Here is a 16782-nt window from a genome sequence, read left to right on the forward strand (position 1 = left end):
GCCCCAAGGGTGTAGTGTCAGCGGTGTCCGAGAACATTCCGTGTGTGAGCGTCCGAGCCCGCACCGTCCTCGGTTCTCATCCGGATACCTGCGCCCGGGACGGAAGCACGGCAGGTAGCCGGGCCACGGCACGCCATGACCGTACCAGCGGCAATGATGCCGCAGAGCTGCTCCGACCGGGTTCGAACTCCGCCGGTAGCGCCCACCCGGAACGACCATGACGCGCCGTGACCCGCGCCATGCCAGGGGACCCTCCACGCTGCGGAAAGGACAATCCGATCGAAGCCGCTGCGCACCAGGCTTTCGGCACGCCGCAACGGCGCCGGTCGGCCGCCGCGTGGCCGGCGCCGGTTTCCCGCTGTGCCCTCCGCCGGGCAGCCGGGCGAAGAGCCGAATTCGCAGCGGCCGCAGATCCCGGTTCCGGAGTAGCCTGACGGTATCGGCCCCCATCCGCAGGCATCCGCCACCGGGACGGTCCCGGACCGGCCCGACGGGAGCACTGCGATGACGTTCACTGCAGACCGGGCGGCAGGCACCGTCCTCGATTCATTGCCGGTCGGCCGCCGCTTGCGGCTCAAGCGATCGGGCGCCGAGAAGGGCTGTTTCGACGGGGCCTGGTGGCCACGGTCCCGGGACCCGGTCACGGAATTCAGCGCTCTCGTCACCGCACTGGCCGAGCGTTTCGGACGAGTCGACCGCATCGGGTTCAACCCGGCCGCGTGGGATCTCGCCCCTTCCCGGCTCCGCCACGGGCCGGATCTGGTCCGCCTCGCCGGATTTTCCGGTCTCCAACGGCACACCGTTGTCGTCATCGGCCCACACATCCGCCACCTGACACTCCTGGCCATCCCGCCGGACACCGATCCAGCGGCCGCGGACCGCGCCCTGGCCGCGGCAGCCGCGGCCGAAAGCACCGGAACCGCAACGGAAATCCTGGCCGACAGCGGGTTCGGCGAGCCGTCCTTGCCGACGCACGGCGATCGTCCCGTTCGTCACGACGAGGCCACCTGAGGCCCTGCGGAGCGGCAGAAACCAGCCTTCGGCCCGTCAACCCGATGCCCGGCTGGGAAGAAATAACGCCGGGAGGGTGTCACCGTCACCCCACCGGGTACTTCGCTCAAGTGACGACAACACTACCGGCACGCTGCACCCCTCGCCCGAGCCTGCCGACGGGCACTGATCGTGGCGAATGAGCAGGGCCGCACGGGCGACGGCCGCCCGCGGACCCTCGACGTGCGCGGGACGAATGCCTCGAATGTGCCCGCGGTCCGTGCCTGGGCGGCCGGCGCGCTCGCCGATCTCAGCCGCGGCCGTCGGCTCGACGTGCTCCTGGTGCTCGACGAACTCGTGACGAACGCTCACGTGCACACGCTCGGCCCGACGAGGCTCCGCCTGACTGAACTCGCACGGCCTTGCCTGGTCATCGTGGAAGCCGATGACCTCTCGCACGTCCGCCCGGTAGTCCGCCGACCGGCCGCGGGCGCACCGCACGGAAGGGGCATGCAGCTCGTCGACCGGCTCGCCGAGGCATGGGGCGTCCACGACAATCCGGACGGCAAAACGGTGTGGGCACGCCTCCGCTGGCCTTACCCGCCCGGCGAGCGTTCGCGCCCGGGAGGCCCGGATTCAGCTCGGTGGAGTCCATTGTAGACAATGAGCTCGGCGAATGGGCCGCGGGGAAGCACCGGCACAGCCGACGTGCGGCGGCCCTGCTCGCCGGGATCGGGAGCGGGCAGGTCGCCCGTCAGTGCTCGTGCGTACCCGGGAAATTAGAGTGATCGGTGATCGACGCCGCTGTGGGCCGAGTCGTTTGACCGCCACTCATCGGACCGGTCGCCACGGCACGTGATCCGGAGGCGACCGGTCCGGAGGCAGGGGGAGGAAATGTGAGCGCCGGGATGATCGAGCTAGCCGTGCTCAACAGCATGGTCTCGCTCATCGGTATCGGATTCGGAATAGTGGCCGCCGTTCGCCCCGCAGCCTTGAGCCACGACCCGAACCCCACTGCAGGGGAGCATTTCTATGCCAGGGCATACGCGGTGCGAGCCGTGCCCTTGGGGCTCCTCGCCGGATTGACTCCGTTCATCGCACACAGTCCTGTCAGCACTTTCGCGCTGGTCGTCGCCGCGGTCGCCCAGGCCGGGGACGCCGTATTCGGCGCTCGATGCCGGGAAGCGGTCATGATTGCCGGGCCCGCATTCGCGTGCGTCATCCACATGATTACCGCGATTGCGCTCGCATGGAAGAGGCGGATCCGACAGTGCGCATCGCCGCACTGTTCGTGCACCTGGCCTGCCTGGTCCTCGGGTTCGGCGCGGTACTGGTCGCCGACTACCACGGCCTGCCGTAGGCGATCCGCCGCTGCACGCTCGCCGAGCTCATTACCAGCACCGCCCAGCTCCACCTGCCGATCTGGCTCGGGCTGACGGGGCTGATCCTCAGCGGAACCCTGCTGCGCCCGGACTTGGCCTCCCCGCTCACCCAGATCAAACTCGGCCTGGTCGCTGTGCTCACCATCAACGGCATGCAGGCGTGCCTGCTCACCCAGCGGATGCGCCGGCACCTCCGGCCGCGCTGCCGCCGAGCGTACTGGCCTGGGGAGCGGCCACCGCGCTGATCTCCCAGGCCGGCTGGTGGAGTGCCATGTTCATCGGCCTCGTCAACAACGAAACCTGCCCCCACGACCATCAACCGCAGCCGGTTGCCCGAACATATCAACGTACGTTCGATTGATCCGGTGAGTGATGACCGGGGCGAGCTGTTGTGTATCGACTTCGACCACGCCGAGGCCTTGCGTATCGCCCTGCCCGACGATGACGTGATCGTTCGGCGCGCCGAACAGCTGCGGGCGCTGGGAGATCCGACCCGGATGCGGGTCGCCCGCGCACTGCAGGTCGGTGACGAGCTGTGCGTGTGCGACCTGGCCTGGATCGTCGGCTCGTCTCAGGGGCTCGTTTCGCATCACCTGCGGCAGCTGCGCTATAACAAATTGACCGTGACATCGGGGCCGTCGTAGATGGCACCCCGGTAGTACCCACTCGGCGAGGCCTGCTCACGCCCTGTTCCAGTCGCGACAGCCTTGTTCATCGCAAGATCCAGCTGCAGACGAGACCCGATTGAGTGCAGCACACCATGGCCGATCAACCGACGACCCTGGTGACGCACTACAACAGAGTTCCCTAGTTCTGCAGGACGGGAGAACCTGCGGCCAGCGACGCTGGCCGCTGACCACCGGCCCGCGCAAACCCACCAGTCAAAGTGCATGCGCCCGAACCCTGCGATTCAGGATTTCCCGAGCATCGTCACCTTCGGCGGCGACCTTCCACAACGCAGCCACGTAGTCGCAGTACAGCTGCACATCTTCGGAATCGCGAGTGACAATGTCAGTGTGGATCGCCTCGGCACTGAGTAACTCGTCGTCGAACAGCCAGAATCCGTGCAGTGGCGGGAATTCCAGCTCGGCATCGAGCGGCACGATCCCCACTCGCACGTTGCGCAGGTGCGTGACGGCGATGAGGCGGTCGATCTGGCCTGCCATCGTCTCCGGCGGCACGAACCGACTGTGCAAAGCAGCTTCGAACATCAGCAGTTCGATGGTTTTCGTCTCGTCGTAGAGAATCTGCTGCCGCTGCATGCGCGCAGCTACAGCCGCGGCGACATCTCCACCCGCACCCTTGAACCGGGCGAGCTTCTCGAATGCGACGCGCGCATACGCGGGTGTCTGCACCGGCCCGGGCACGATCGCGGTCTCCACATCGACGATCTTCTGCGCGGCGTGCTCCAGTTCGGCGAACGACTTCTGCGCACCCTCATGGCCGCTTGTGCGCAGCCGAGCCTTCCAGCGGGCTTGGTCGAGCCGGATCGCTTTCAGTTCCTGCTGCAGTGCATCGAGTTCCTTGGCGGGCACGCCGAGAACCCGAGTCCACTCGGTGAGCTCGGGTTCGGTGATCGCCTGTTTGCCGCGTTCGATGAGCGAGACCTTCATCTCCCGCCAGCCGAGCAGCTCGGCGAGAGCTTTCTGCGTCGTCACCGGAGCATGGGCGATCCGTCGCTGCCGCAGGCCGTCGGCGAACTCCAACAGCCGGACGTTCGGGTCTTCGTTCACGGGCTCCTCGTCGTCGGCGCGAGCTGCTTGTCGTGTGGCACGGCGACCGACCAGACGGTGTCGCGCCACTGCTGATGGGAAGCGACGGTAGCCGGATCGTCGGTCACTTCCGCACCGACCACGCCGTTGCCATCGAAATGCATCGTGGCGACGACCCGGTCGTCGAGCAAATAGAAGTCCTCACTCGGCGCACCCAGCCGACGGGCACGATCTTCACCAATCCACCGGATGTCCTCGCCTGCCTCGATGTTCAGGTGCGTCAGCTCGAACAGCCACTGCAAATACTCCGTCGGCGGATCGGTCAGCAGCCGGACCCGTTCGAACGTCTTGCCGGCCGCACGCTGGGCGCGGATTTGGTCAAACCAGGGTTGAAGGAACGCGTAGTCCGGATGCCCGTCGCGCCACGACTGTAGCGGCTCCTGCTCGTCCGGCTCGCGGTAAGTGCCCTGGCACTCCCACCGCCACGCCGACCGCTCGAAGCTGCGCAGCAGCTCAGCGAACTCGCTCCCGGCCTTGACCCAGGCCATCAGCGGTTGCTCACCGCGGCGGCCAGCTCGCGCAGCTTGCCCGCCGACGCCGGGTCGATCACGAACTCCGGCCGATCCTCGTCAGCGAACGCGATGCGCTCCAGCGCCTCGATATCGACGAAGGGCAGCAGCTCGGCCGGAATCTCGACCGCCGACTCGTAAGCCGGCAGACCGTTGCCGCGCTCCCGCATCGTCTCCAGGGCAACCGGATCGGTCACGGTCGCGCCCTGGACGACCACCGTGCCGCGCTTCGTAACGAACAGCGTCGGACAACCCCCGCTCGCTGACACCGTGCCAGCGAACGCCATATCGCGGTCAGACATCCACGTCTCCCTGCTCATGCCGAAGGACCCATCTAGATCTGACCATAGCGCAATATCTCATCAACCGAGAGTCAGGCGGCGAAATATAGCCCACCATCTATCCAATGTCGTACTCCATTCGAGTTCTTGTCTAATATTTCGCGCTATCTCTCTTGTCAAGGCCAGGGTGTGGAGGCACGGTACCTGCATGCGGACATGGCGCGAGGAACGTACGTCGCCGACCACCGGCACGGTCGGTGGTGCCGTCGACCTAGCCACCAGCTACGACGACAAATGCCCTCCAACGCTCGCGGCCATCGATTTCCCCCCCGCGGCCGCCAGCGAGGTGCGTGGTGGGCTCAAGGTCCGATCAGCTCTCGGCCAGCGAGGCGGAGTACGAGGTGCACCGGTCAGCGGACGGCCGAAATCACCGGTACGAGCGTCGCCAGTTCCTGCCGGGCGTACAGGTGTTCTGGCCGAAGTGCACGCGCGGCAAAGCCATGCCGCAGCGAATCGCGTTCCACGGCGAGCTCAGCACTGAGCTTGGCGAGAACCGTGACCGGTCCGCAGACTGCCGCCCCTGCTTCTCCGCCATCCCGCACGCGGCCGTGCAGACGGCGTGGTGAGGCCGATGAGCTGGTGGATGGACGACCACGGCACCGAGATCGTCATCGACCCCGACACTGGCGACATCATCGTTACCACAAGCGAAAGCACCGGCGAGTGACCCGACCCAACCACCAAGAGCAACCCCGCGTCACCGTCCTGGGTGCTGCTCTGCGCGACGCGCGCCTCGCTGCCCACTTCGGGCTGCGGGAGCTCGCCCGCAAGATCGGCACCAACCCGGCGTTCTTGTCGAACTGGGAACTCGGTGAACGCACCCCCAGTCTGGAAAACGTCGCCATCATCCTGGGCGCGCTCGGGGTCACCGGCGCGGCCCGCAGCCATATTCTCGACCTCGCCCGGACCACCGAACCAGGTATCACCATCCTCGGTAACCAGTGCCATCCCGACCACCTCGCGGCGCTGCAGGCGTGTGAAGCGAGCGCGAAAGCCATGACTGACTGGCACCCGACCCTGGTCCCCGACCTGCTTCAGGTACCCGCCTACACCGTCGCCGCCCTCACCGCACAAGGCCTCGGCGACAGCGACATCGATCGGCTCGTCACCACCCGCGCGGAACGCGGCAACCTGATAGTCGGCCCCTTCGCCAAGCCCATCACCGCGTTCCTCGGTGAGGCCGCGTTGACCAATCCCGTCGCATCACCGCGGGTCATGAGTATCCAGCTGCGGTTCCTCAACGACCTCGCCGCCACCGCGCGCCGTATCACCGTCCGCGTTGTCCCGGCCCACACCGGCTGGCACGGAGGATTGTTCGGGCCGTTCACGGTCTACACGATGGGCCAGCCCGTCGTCTACCTCGCCCACCAGGGCGCCGGCACGTTCGTGCCCGACCGCGGCGACTACACCCGCGTCATCAACCAGCTGCACGACAAAGCACTGACCCCAGCGGAATCCGCCGAGACCATCGAACACTTCGCGACACAGTTCGATTCGGCAGTCACGGCCCCCGACCCACGCCAACCGGCGCTGGGCAGTTCACGATGAAGGGAATCCGTATGGGCGGCAAGCACGACGGCAGCGACGACAAGAAGACCGACCACACCGGCCAAGGCTCGGACGGTCACGACACCATCAGCGGAGACGACAAGTGACACTCCCGGGCGTCCGCGCCCTCATCGGGGAACTGGACGCGGCCGGCGATCTGCCGGCCGCGTTCGGCCCGCTGCTCGACGCGATCCCGCGTGAGCAGTTCATCCCCGACCGTGCCGCGGTCGACCGGGTCCCGATCGACCGCGGCACCGACCCGCAGGCGTGGCTGGCCGCGGTCTACTCCGACCGATCGATCGTGACCCAATTCGACGACGGCCGCACCCCTTGGCCCGACGTCGACGACCGCCCCACCAGCTCTGCCTCCCAACCGTCGGTCGTGCTCGGCATGCTCGATGCATTGCAGGTCACCGAAGGACTCGACATCCTCGAGATCGACACCGGCACCGGATACAACGCGGCGCTCCTGCGCCATCTGGTCGGCCCGACCGGGTCCGTCACCACGATCGACATCGATCCTGACGTGACAGGCCACGCCGCTGCTCGGCTCACGGCCGCCGGGTTCGGCGACGTGGACGTCCTGACACAGGGCGGTGCGATCAGCGCGGCGTCCGGCGGCGAGGGACGCAGCTTCGACCGCGTCATCGCCACCATGGCAGTCCCGCTCGGCCGGATCCCCCATGCATGGGTCGCGCAATGCCGTGTCGGTGGGCAGATCCTCACCCGGTCCGCGCCGACCTGCGCAGCGGCCCGCTGGTCCGTTTCGACGTCACCGAACCGGGCCACGCGACCGGACATGCCTTGCCGATGAGCGTCGCGTCCATGGAATCCCGCACCGCCCGCTCCCCAGACCGCCCACCGCCGCCGACACGATGGACTGGGAGCAGGACGGCACCGACGAATCCATCAGCACCATCGTGCCCTGGCCATTCCTCGGCGAGCCAGACTCCGGATGGGCCCTCGCGATCGCACTCCCCTCCTGCCGCTACAACATCGAACCCAGCACCCCGGACCGCGACCACAAACTCGCCTGGCTCTACGATCCGCTGACCGGATCATGGGCCTCCGTCGTGCCGCTCGGCGAGCGTCGGTATCTCGTCCCCAAACCGGTATCCGACGCCTCTGGGACGAGGCCGAAACCGTGTACAAGTGGTGGCACGCTCACGGACAACCACACGTGCAGGACTGGCGTTGGTCCATCACCCCCGACAATCAGTCGATCACCATCAACGTCCCATCCACAACAGGTTGACCGAACGGTTCAGGCGGCGCGCCGGACCATGCCATCCCGCAACACGAGCCTCGCCAGCCGACCAACCTGCGCGCGTTGCGCCTCGACATCCACATCCAGCGGATCCGTCTCCGCTCTGATGTCCAGCGCCCCGCTGGTCGTGCGTGCCGCGCCGGGATTCCGCACCGCCGAACGCAGTTCGACCGCGTCCACGAACTCGTCTCGACCAGGTCGGCCCAAACCTGCCGCCTCGGCGACGAGGGCAGCCCTGGCACGCACTCGTCCATCGCTGCACTGGCGCGCAAGCAGGAGCGCGTCGTAGATGTCGATGATCTGGCGGGACGAGATACCGCCCGAGATTGGGCGATGAGTCATCGTCTCCCGGATCGGCTTGATGTAGCGCCACAATCGCCGGATTCTCGAGTTCTCGCGCCTGCGACGGAGAGCCATAACGAGATTGACCGCCTCGCCGTAACACGATCCCGCAGCGACGAGCACGCCGCCACCACCAGTGAACACGAGAGCGCTGCACGAACCTCCGCTCGCAAGTCCGGGTGTCCCGGCGAGTGCGATGAGGCCAGCCACGCAGGTGAGGCAGCCGGTGGCCGTCAGGAGCCCAGCGATCCGGACGCGGCCTGTCGCCCGCAGCGAAACCTCACCGATCCGCACCACGTACACGACGCACACCAGCCCGGGGACAACTCCGCTGATCCAGAACGCCTCGGCGAGTAACCGAGGGTCGCCGGGCTGACGCATAGTGCCAAGTACGAGCCCCGCCAGCAACACCACCCCGGCAACGACGATCACCACGGCGTAGCGGACCCGCAGCCACGTGCACCCGCTGAGTTCGATCAACCCGGCCAGCCCGATGATCACTCCCAACGTGCACGACGCACGGACGAGCAACATCAGGTTCGGTACTCCGATGGCACCGAAGACGATGGCGTCCGCTTGCGGCGCGTACAGCAGCACCGACACACCGAACAACGCGAGAGTCATGCCGAGGTACGCCTTGCCTGTCGCGCGTCGGTACCGGGTGAAGACAATCAATGTCCGTACGCCTTCGCCGGAGATCAGCGTTCCCGTCACGAGCGCGAACCATCCTTGTGCTTCACGCACGGACGCCGCGCAGGTCCCGCGCGGCGGCGAAGGTCCCGTTCAGCGCGGCTTGCGGCAGCTGATCCGTGACCACGTTTGCGTCGACCCGCTCAGCCAGCTGGTGCGCGAACTCCTCGGCGATCGCCTCGTCGATCTCGCGATGCTCCGGGTCCTCGGCCGACGAGCACCGCCCTGCCACGCCGGCGTCCTCGAGAAGGAGATGGCCGAGTTCGTGGAAGTGGATATGCCGAGCGTGCCCGCGGAGAATGTCGCGGATCACGACGATGTAGTCCGCGGTCGCGGTCCGCACTACCATCCCGGTCGGCATTGCGCTGTTCAGATTGCCGCGCATCAACCGGATGGGTTTGTCGCGCTGCCGATTCAATCGTTCAATGAGGCCGTTGATACTGAATGGCCGGGGGATCCGGATATCGTTCACGATTCTCGTGACCTGGCCGACCATGACGTGGTCCAGAGTGAATTTCTCCGGCGGCTTGGTGCTCATTGCCCACCCTCGTGCTTCCTGGCCTGGAGTGCCGGTCTGGCCACAGGCGCGCCCGGTCGTGTCTGCCGGGCGGGGCCCGGGGAGGCCGCCTGCTCCTGGCGCCGCACCCCGAGCCCCGCGATTCTGTGTGCTGCCAGGCGGTCTGTCCCGGCTGCCGCTTGTCTACCAGGGGATCTCCCGACTCAGGGAAGTCATGGGCGCCGACTCACGCAGGGGTGTTCCGGGCATCATTCACTCGTTCGGCCCACCGGGTCGAGGATCCGCGCGTTACCGAGACAGCCCGCGGGCGGATGGTGTTAGCTGAGATCGTGTCGAGGCAGAACGTGTCGTACCAGAAACATTTCGAGTCGGCGTTCGAGATTCTCCGCGGGCGATGGATGATTGTGGTGCTGGCCGCGCTCGCCACCGAGGACCAGCTGCAATACCGGGACATCCGGGATCGGGTGAACCAGGGCGAAGTACGACCGGGAAATGGCACGGACGTCAGTCCGCTGTCGGATCAAAGCCTCACCAAAACGCTCAAACGAGCACAAGATCATGGCCTTGTTCGCTTATTCGCCGACGAAGGTCAATTCAAGCCGACGTGGTACGAACTCACCCGGAAAGGCGCCGAAGCCCTGCGGGCCGTTCGCCCGATCATCGAGTGGATGCACCGGTATGACACCGGCCAATGACAGCTCAGCGGGCGCGCCGCAGGTACCCGGCGCTGATCCGGTCACGTCCCTGGCCCTTGGCGAAGAACAGCCGGTTGTCTGCGGAGAGCAGCAGGACCCCGAGATCGACCTCGTCGTCGGCATAGCCGGTGTCGCATGCCACCCCGACGGTGACCCGGACCGACACCGGCGCCGGGCCGTCTGCCTGACCGGGGACGATCTCCAGGGCAGCGACGGCAGTGCGGATGCGTTCGGCGATCTCGACGGCCCGTTCGAGAGTCACGTCGGTGAGGAACACGACGAACTCCTCTCCCCCGAACCGGCCGACGAGGTCGGTGCGGCGAACCTCGTTGCTGATCACCCGTGAGACGGCGCGGAGGACGTCGTCGCCGACGAGGTGGCCGTGGGTGTCGTTGATGCGCTTGAAAAAATCCAGGTCGAGCATGAGAACAGCCACCGGGACGTGATGGCGCCTCGCCTTCCGCAACCCGGCTTCGGCCAGGCACCGCCAGGTTTCCATGTTCAGCAGGCCGGTCTTGTGATCCGTACTGGCCGCGATTTCGAGATGCTTGACCGAATCGCTGCGGTGCAGGACATACACCAGAGGAAGGAAGAACAGCGCCAGCCATGGCTTCAGTTCCATGATGACGGCAGTCATCGCGCCCAGGAAGAGCGTCACGATCTCCAGGGCGTTCGCGCTCCAGCCACCCAGAAGTCCCGCGATCGATCGTTCATGCTCGGCCGCCGCGATGGCCGCGCCGACAATCACGGTGTTCACGAGCCAGAAGGTCGCGATCGCGGCCGCCAACGCTGGCGCGCTGATTTCACTGGGCGCACTCAGGACATCGTCAGGAGCGATGAGGCGAAGGACGCCATACGCCGCGCACGCCGGGATGATCATGGCGCTGGTGTTGAAGACGGCACGATAGGGCGCGAGCCCGCTGGTCCACCGCGACGCCCTCCACCACAAATGCAGATACAGCACCACTGCGGCGGCAGCTCCGGCCACCGGACCGTCCAGCAAGGTGACAGCGAGGATCACGACCGACGTCATGTTGACGTGCGGGGTGTCCGCGAGTTGCCGGCGTTGCCGTTCGAGGCGCCAGGTCAATTCGGTGCTGAGCAGCCCACCTGCTACGACGAGCGCGGCTCGGCCGACGCCGACCGGCAGCGGCTCACTCCACAGCCAGCTGAGCACAGACACGACGGCCAGAACGTCCACGAGCACGACCGTTACGACAATCGGATGCGGTGCCGTCCACAACCGCGATCTCCGATCATCAGGTCGTCGCCGATCAACGAATTTCGCCGCTCCTGGCTGTGGTGATCGCTTATCGGCCATACTGGCTCCCGTGTGTTGCCGGCCGGGTCGGCGCTGTGTCGAAGCGCGCGACCCGGCTGGTCCGGCGGTCCTGATCCCGGGGGGAGGTGCCCGACGTGCAGGGTAAGGAATGGTGATCGAGGTCCTGTTCGACTGAGTTCGGCTCGCTCCCGGTTGCTCCCCGGGAGCGAGCCACCCACCATCCCGCCCCGACGACGAGCGCCGCACCTGCCGCGACCGCTCCCGCCGCAGCCGTCGCCCGGAACGGACCGAGGCGATCGGCAACCGCTCCGCCGGCCACGATCATCAGGCCCTGCGAGCAGTACATGACGGTGCCCATCCGGCCCATCACGCCACCAAGCCGATGGTTCGGCACGACCGCGACCACCAGCGCCTGCGTCTTGATCAGGAACACCTGCGCCATCGCGCCCGACAGCGCCCACAACATCAGGGTCAGCGCCAGACCCGGTCTGGCCGCGCAGATCGCCAGCGGCAGTCCCGCCAGCACTGCCGAGGCCACCACCGTCGGCAACCGGGTCGGTAACGAGATCCTCGTCGACGCCCAGGCACCAACCGCGCTCCCGACCGGGTCCGCCGCCAGCAGCAACCCGACCCCGACTGCACCAGCACCTACCTGATGTCCATACGGGGCAGCCAATCCCTCCGGAACGATGTACAGGCCGAGCAGCAGCACCATCCCGAACAGCACCCCGACCAGACCGCGATTGCCGCCAGCGCCACGGCCGTCACCGGACGCGGCAGGTTGCGTTGCGCCGCGCGCGGCCGGCCGTCGACGCACGCCGAGCAGCACCAGCACGGTGCTCACCACGAACGTGCCGGCGTTGAGACCCATCGCGACGTGCGGCTCCAGCCACGCCAGCAGCAACCCTCCCCCGGCGAAACCGGCGAGCTGCGCGAGCTGCGTCGTGAACTGCCGCAACGCCAGCCCGGCCTCGTACCGCTCGCCTCGCCCCAAAACCTCCGGCAACAGCGACATCTGCGCCGCTTTGAACGGTCCGGCCGCAAAACTCAGCAACCCGACACTGGCCCACAGCACCGGAAGCGGCAGACCGGGCACCGCCATCGCCACCGCGAACAATGCCCGCGCAATGTCGGCCACGATCATGACGCCCCGCCGCGAAAACCGATCGGCCAGGCCCGAGAGGAGCATTCCCCCGAGCAGGCTCGGAACCAGTGTCAGGCCGTACGTCAGCGCAGTCAGGAACGCCGACGACGTCTGCGCGTACACGACCAGCGCGAGCGCGACACGCGCCAGCTGATCCCCGACGACCGAGATCAGCTCAGCCAGCCACAGCGCCCGAAACTCGCTGTTGCGCAGCGGCTCGGCGAAGCCGGGCCTACGTCGTGCAGACATCATTCCTCGCGATGGTCGTGCGGCACCGACACCGGACACCCACGTACATCGGGCCGGTTGTTCGGACGATCAAAGAGACGAGGCTGTTTTCAGCCCCGTCCCACGGCACCTGTCACAAATCGCGATCGCGACACCAGCGGCCACGCATATCCGGAGACAACGCTCGGCACACGACAATGTCATTCATACGGCCTCCCCTGCCGAAATGACTTCATGAAGGCGACTCCACCCACCGCCTCCAAGTGGATCAAGCTATTACCACTGAGTGCCCGGGTGTATGCAGAACGCGACACTTCACCCGAATGGCCCAGCGCTTTCGTCAGAGCTGCACGACGCCGCGACACATGGTTCGCGACGACCGCCGTGCATCTCATTTGACTTCAGATGAATCCGTACGCCCGGGAGACGGCGCCCTCCCCGACAACCGTCTCCCGGACCGGACCGCAGCTGCCACCGAGGGGGAATGAGGGTCGGAGCTACTGCCCGGAAGGTGCCACCGTGACCACTCCGGTCCGGGCCGACGGCTTGATCACCTTCTGCATCTACAGTGCCCAGCTTCAGCAGATCTGTCAACAGGTGAAGTCAAATAATAGGTTGGCGAGCGATCCATCGGGGGTCCGGCCGTGCCGAGACGGCCCCCGCCACTCAAGCACCCGCGCTGCGGCGCGCAAGCCCGATCTCGCGGTCGACGCGCAGCCAGCCGGGAGCGGGCTTGCCCGCCCGCGACGCGCGGGTGCAGGGCGGAGCGGGTCCGTCACCCGGCACGAAGGACCTCACTCATGCACCGATTCCGACGCAATTCAACGACGTCCTCCTCCGCGCTATCGAGCAGCCGCACTGCACTGTGGGCGATAGAGCACTACTCGGACCTGTTCCGCCAGCGCCATGCCCTGCGGGTGCTGGTCTGCTGCCAAGCTGCGGGCCTCCCAGAACAGCAACTTCTTGCCCACCGCGCGCCGCAGCACTCCTACAAATTCGTCAGCGTCTCGGCCGCTTCCCCCACACTCCAGCACTTCATGGAAGCGCGTTGCGCGCTGTTCGACACCCTCGTCGTCGATCTCATCCCCCAACCCGACTGGGCCGAGGCCATCCTCCGCGCATGGCCGCTGCTCTCCCCCGGTGGGCGGCTCATCGCGCTCGCACGGAAGAGCTGGGACCGCGCCGCGACACCACACGCACGTGCCGCACACGTCATCCTCGACCGGTTCGGTCACCGCAGCACGCCTTCCTGGCACGCGAGGAGGGCAGGAATACCGGCAGACACCGTCGTCTTCTGGTGCACACGACCGGGCTCGCGAGCATTGGCGATGCAGAACCGTCCAATGTGGAGCGAAGAATGAACCGCCGACGGTCACTTACTCCGCAGGAACTGGTGATTCTTGCGCATGTCGCACGTGGACAGTCCAACAAGCGGATTGCACAGATCGAGTACCTGTCCCCCGAGACCGTCAAGGCGCACTTGCACAATGCGTACAAGAAGCTCCGCGCCCGTAACCGCGCGCATGCCGTCGCGATCGCGTACCACACCGGCATTTTCGCGACTCAAAGCTCGTCCGTAGATCCGGACAACTCGGCCCACCTCGTGCCGCTTCACCGACCCGGCAGCTGATCTTGGGAGCCCTTCTGATGAACGCTGATCACCCACCCATTCCCGCGTGGTTGTCCGGCCGCCCGCTCGCGGGCGGCCTCGTCGTCCCGTGGATCACGCCTCAACTGCCCGATGGACGCCACCTCTTCGGTAGCATCGAGCAAACATCCTCCGAACACGCTCTCATCCACCGGCTGTGCGGAGTGTGCGGGCGTCGGATTGCGCCCCAGCCCCTGGTTCTCCTGCTCCGCATGTCCGATATTCCCCGGCAGTGCACGAACGAACCTGCGTTGCACCCGCAGTGCGCGGCGTACACGGCAGTCGCTTGCCCAATGATCAACGGAACGCTCAAGACCTACCGCAGCACACAGCCACCGGGAGTGCCGCTCACGGAGGACTCCGCGGCCCGTCGCGGTTCTCCGGCCGAGCCTTGGTTCGCGGTGTGGGTGTCGGACTACGACCTGGTCATCGACCACGGCAACTTGTGTGCCTCGTATCGGAGGATTCGAACACGCCGGATCCGTCCGATCACGTGGTCGTCTCAGCGGCTGACGCCCTGACCTGCGACCGTCATGCACGCTGGAAGCGGTATCCGTTTACGTTCCACAGCAGTCACGGCTACGGCGTGCGCCGTCGCGGCGCCAGCAGACGTGGACCGCAACAACCGTAGCGCGGGCAGGGTGCAGCGGGCGGCTCCCAGCTAACCGAACCTCCGGCAACGAGGGCCCGCCGCACCCTGCCCGCGCTTGATCGGCGCGCAGCCCACGCCCGTGGGCTGCCGGCGTCGCCGGCCCATCCCGTCCTGCCGACCACGTCCGCATCACCAGGCGACGGCAGACGGCTGGCCTCAGGGAGCCAAGTTGGCAGCCGTTATTGAAGATGAGGATTCCTGCGTTCATTGTTATACCGAAGTCACCCGTGCGATCACCCGGGTCAATTGCGACGAGGAATTCGTCTGCGACCACTGTGTGTCGTTGCACTACGTTCGTTGCGATCAATGCGACAACATTTATCGATATCTCTCGGTAGCCGACGACAGCGGCTATCGGCTGTGTGAGGAATGCGCAGCTGCGTCGGGTTACCGGGAATGCCTCGACTGTGCAACCTTGGTATGCGAGCGCACCAGGTGTCACGACTGCCACTCCGCAATCATTGAACACTGGGAAGAGCACCTTCACTGGTCCGGTTACCAGCCCGAACCGAATTTCCTTGGCACCGGGCCACTCTTCCTCGGCTTGGAATTGGAAATCAACACGCCGGAACGAGACGCACAGCTCTGCCAACTCTGCAATGACCAGCTCGCTGGCGTCGCTTATCTCAAGGAGGACAGCTCTATCCAGGTCGGCTTCGAGCTCGTGACCCACCCGATGTCCTTTGCCTGGGCACAGCAGAACTTCCCGTGGACACTGCTGGACGAGCTCGCCCAACGAGGCTGCGACGGCACCGACGTCGGTCTCCACGTCCACGTCAGCCGCGACGCATTCAGCGGACCGCCGCACGTATTTCGGTGGATGAAGTTCATTTACCGGAACGCTCGTGAGGTGCAGCTGCTCGCCCGCCGGTACAACTCGCACTGGGCAGCCTTCTCCCCTGCCGAACGCGCCGACGTCAAAGACGTCTGCAAGGGCGATCGCGACCGCCCACGCCACCTGGCGATCAACGTCCAGAACTCGACGACCTTCGAGCTGCGCATGTTCGCCAGCAGCATGAAACCTCAGGAAGTACAGGCGGCACTCGGGTTCGCCGACGCCAGCGTCCGCTACACCGAGCAACTCACCGTCGGCGCCATCCTGCAGAACGACGGCTGGTCGTGGAACGCGTTCCACGACTGGGCAAACGCGCGGCCCGAATACTCCGCCCTGTCACGCGAATCCGAGGTCCTCGCATGTGCATGCTGACCTACCTTCCCGCGGGACTCCTGCCCGATCCCGAAGCGCTGGCCCGCGGCGCTGACTTCAATGGCGACGGGCATGGCTACGCCATCGTCACCACGCGGGGAATCCTCATCGGCAAGTCCTTCAACTTCGACGAATCACTCGAGAAATTCACCGCCCTTCGCCGCCAGCACCCCAACGGACCGGCACTGTTCCACAGCAGGCTCGGCACCCACGGGAAAATCACGAAAGCCAACATCCACCCGTTCCGGGTCAATCGGCAGGCAAGCACGGTCCTGGCACACAACGGAATCCTCGACCGCAGCGTCCAGCCCGGGCCTCGCCACACCAGGTCGGACACTCGCATCTTCGCTGAAGACCACCTCGGCACGACAATTCCCAGTTCCTTCGACAACCTGCCCGCTCGGCTTGACCTCGAGCGATGGCTCGGTGAGGACGTTCGACATCTCGTACGAACCGGCGCAGAAGCCGCCCCGTTCGGAGAGTTGAGCGGGCATCGCCCGGAGCCGGATTTCGGGGGACGAGGACCTGCCGTCCGAGGAAATGCCGTCATCGCACTCTCGGCGGCGGA

The 16782-nt window shown here is 66.3% G+C and carries 18 protein-coding genes and 1 pseudogene; 10 read left to right on the forward strand and 9 right to left on the reverse strand.

Annotated features, from left to right (window positions below; all coding sequences use genetic code 11):
- The first annotated feature begins 504 nt into the window (after positions 1-504).
- The 3 genes and pseudogenes from OO71_RS15165 to OO71_RS15180 all read left to right on the forward strand — a co-directional run.
- A complete protein-coding gene (locus OO71_RS15165; protein WP_051791575.1) occupies positions 505-1011 on the forward strand; it encodes a DUF5994 family protein in 507 nt (168 codons plus the stop codon).
- A 171-nt stretch (positions 1012-1182) separates the two neighbouring features.
- Positions 1183-1650, forward strand: coding sequence for an ATP-binding protein (locus OO71_RS15170; protein WP_063740071.1), 468 nt, complete (start codon positions 1183-1185; stop codon positions 1648-1650).
- 1087 nt (positions 1651-2737) lie between these two features.
- Positions 2738-2980: pseudogene (locus OO71_RS15180) on the forward strand (ArsR/SmtB family transcription factor); the annotation flags it as partial.
- 273 nt (positions 2981-3253) lie between these two features.
- Here OO71_RS15180 and OO71_RS15185 read toward each other — a convergent pair.
- From OO71_RS15185 to OO71_RS15195, 3 genes are read right to left on the reverse strand one after another with little or no spacing between them, the layout of a single operon-like run.
- The gene (locus OO71_RS15185; protein ID WP_033290440.1) at positions 3254-4105 is read right to left on the reverse strand and encodes a helix-turn-helix domain-containing protein; all 852 of its coding nucleotides are present in this window, start codon (positions 4103-4105) and stop codon (positions 3254-3256) included.
- Complete coding sequence (locus OO71_RS15190) at positions 4102-4632, reverse strand: DUF6879 family protein (protein ID WP_033290441.1); 531 nt, start codon at positions 4630-4632, stop codon at positions 4102-4104. Before OO71_RS15190 ends, OO71_RS15185 begins: the two co-directional genes overlap by 4 nt.
- The gene (locus OO71_RS15195; RefSeq protein WP_245633675.1) at positions 4632-4955 is read right to left on the reverse strand and encodes a hypothetical protein; all 324 of its coding nucleotides are present in this window, start codon (positions 4953-4955) and stop codon (positions 4632-4634) included. The genes OO71_RS15190 and OO71_RS15195 overlap by 1 nt, the downstream gene beginning before the upstream one ends.
- 332 nt (positions 4956-5287) lie before the next feature.
- Between OO71_RS15195 and OO71_RS50915 the strand changes: the two genes are divergently transcribed.
- From OO71_RS50915 to OO71_RS15210, 3 genes are all read left to right on the forward strand, one after another.
- Positions 5288-5560: a hypothetical protein gene (locus OO71_RS50915; protein ID WP_033290443.1), complete on the forward strand. Its 273-nt coding sequence runs from the start codon at positions 5288-5290 to the stop codon at positions 5558-5560.
- Positions 5561-5657: 97 nt separating this feature from the next.
- Complete coding sequence (locus OO71_RS50920) at positions 5658-6542, forward strand: helix-turn-helix domain-containing protein (protein WP_051791577.1); 885 nt, start codon at positions 5658-5660, stop codon at positions 6540-6542.
- 103 nt (positions 6543-6645) lie between these two features.
- Entirely contained in the window at positions 6646-7356 is a 711-nt protein-coding gene (locus tag OO71_RS15210; protein WP_051791578.1) for a methyltransferase domain-containing protein, read from the forward strand.
- 450 nt (positions 7357-7806) lie between these two features.
- Here OO71_RS15210 and OO71_RS15215 read toward each other — a convergent pair whose 3' ends face one another.
- Together OO71_RS15215 and OO71_RS47410 are read right to left on the reverse strand one after the other, a co-directional pair.
- Positions 7807-8865: a hypothetical protein gene (locus OO71_RS15215; protein ID WP_033290444.1), complete on the reverse strand. Its 1059-nt coding sequence runs from the start codon at positions 8863-8865 to the stop codon at positions 7807-7809.
- Between the two features lie 22 nt (positions 8866-8887).
- Complete coding sequence (locus OO71_RS47410) at positions 8888-9379, reverse strand: hypothetical protein (RefSeq protein WP_051791579.1); 492 nt, start codon at positions 9377-9379, stop codon at positions 8888-8890.
- Between the two features lie 377 nt (positions 9380-9756).
- On the opposite strand from OO71_RS47410, the gene OO71_RS51620 reads away from it, so the two are divergent.
- A complete protein-coding gene (locus OO71_RS51620) occupies positions 9757-10053 on the forward strand; it encodes a hypothetical protein (protein WP_211260530.1) in 297 nt (98 codons plus the stop codon).
- Positions 10054-10057: 4 nt separating this feature from the next.
- On the opposite strand, the gene OO71_RS15230 is transcribed toward OO71_RS51620, so the two are convergent.
- The 3 genes from OO71_RS15230 to OO71_RS52945 all read right to left on the reverse strand — a co-directional run bounded on the left by OO71_RS15230 (position 10058) and on the right by OO71_RS52945 (position 13505).
- The gene (locus OO71_RS15230) at positions 10058-11254 is read right to left on the reverse strand and encodes a GGDEF domain-containing protein (RefSeq protein WP_162186074.1); all 1197 of its coding nucleotides are present in this window, start codon (positions 11252-11254) and stop codon (positions 10058-10060) included.
- Between the two features lie 109 nt (positions 11255-11363).
- The gene (locus OO71_RS15235; protein WP_051791581.1) at positions 11364-12728 is read right to left on the reverse strand and encodes an MFS transporter; all 1365 of its coding nucleotides are present in this window, start codon (positions 12726-12728) and stop codon (positions 11364-11366) included.
- 645 nt (positions 12729-13373) lie between these two features.
- Positions 13374-13505 (reverse strand): hypothetical protein, encoded by a 132-nt coding sequence (locus tag OO71_RS52945; protein ID WP_281178423.1) that lies wholly within the window; start codon positions 13503-13505, stop codon positions 13374-13376.
- Positions 13506-13507: 2 nt separating this feature from the next.
- Between OO71_RS52945 and OO71_RS50925 the strand changes: the two genes are divergently transcribed.
- From OO71_RS50925 to OO71_RS15250, 3 genes are all read left to right on the forward strand, one after another.
- Positions 13508-14068 carry a hypothetical protein gene (locus tag OO71_RS50925; protein ID WP_162186075.1) on the forward strand — a complete coding sequence of 187 codons (561 nt, stop codon included), beginning with the start codon at positions 13508-13510 and terminating at the stop codon, positions 14066-14068.
- Positions 14065-14337 (forward strand): response regulator transcription factor, encoded by a 273-nt coding sequence (locus OO71_RS50930; protein WP_162186076.1) that lies wholly within the window; start codon positions 14065-14067, stop codon positions 14335-14337. Before OO71_RS50925 ends, OO71_RS50930 begins: the two co-directional genes overlap by 4 nt.
- Before the next feature lie 839 nt (positions 14338-15176).
- Positions 15177-16214, forward strand: a complete 1038-nt coding sequence (locus OO71_RS15250) for a hypothetical protein (RefSeq protein WP_211260531.1) — start codon at positions 15177-15179, stop codon at positions 16212-16214.
- A 134-nt stretch (positions 16215-16348) separates the two neighbouring features.
- Here OO71_RS15250 and OO71_RS50085 read toward each other — a convergent pair whose 3' ends face one another.
- Positions 16349-16708, reverse strand: a complete 360-nt coding sequence (locus OO71_RS50085) for a hypothetical protein (RefSeq protein ID WP_156096310.1) — start codon at positions 16706-16708, stop codon at positions 16349-16351.
- Positions 16709-16782: the final 74 nt, after the last annotated feature.

This window comes from Amycolatopsis jejuensis (genome assembly GCF_000717335.1).
GTDB classification, from domain to species: domain Bacteria; phylum Actinomycetota; class Actinomycetes; order Mycobacteriales; family Pseudonocardiaceae; genus Amycolatopsis; species Amycolatopsis jejuensis.

Excerpts from the sequence above, each read along its gene's own strand:
- OO71_RS50925 (WP_162186075.1), top strand. The coding sequence starts at position 13,508 with ATGCACCGATTCCGACGCAATTCAACGACGTCCTCCTCCGCGCTATCG.
- OO71_RS15195 (WP_245633675.1), bottom strand. The coding sequence starts at position 4,955 with ATGTCTGACCGCGATATGGCGTTCGCTGGCACGGTGTCAGCGAGCGGG.
- OO71_RS15190 (WP_033290441.1), bottom strand. The coding sequence starts at position 4,632 with ATGGCCTGGGTCAAGGCCGGGAGCGAGTTCGCTGAGCTGCTGCGCAGC.
- OO71_RS47410 (WP_051791579.1), bottom strand. The coding sequence starts at position 9,379 with ATGAGCACCAAGCCGCCGGAGAAATTCACTCTGGACCACGTCATGGTC.
- OO71_RS51620 (WP_211260530.1), top strand. The coding sequence starts at position 9,757 with ATGATTGTGGTGCTGGCCGCGCTCGCCACCGAGGACCAGCTGCAATAC.
- OO71_RS15235 (WP_051791581.1), bottom strand. The coding sequence starts at position 12,728 with ATGTCTGCACGACGTAGGCCCGGCTTCGCCGAGCCGCTGCGCAACAGC.
- OO71_RS50930 (WP_162186076.1), top strand. The coding sequence starts at position 14,065 with ATGAACCGCCGACGGTCACTTACTCCGCAGGAACTGGTGATTCTTGCG.
- OO71_RS15165 (WP_051791575.1), top strand. The coding sequence starts at position 505 with ATGACGTTCACTGCAGACCGGGCGGCAGGCACCGTCCTCGATTCATTG.
- OO71_RS50085 (WP_156096310.1), bottom strand. The coding sequence starts at position 16,708 with ATGCCCGCTCAACTCTCCGAACGGGGCGGCTTCTGCGCCGGTTCGTAC.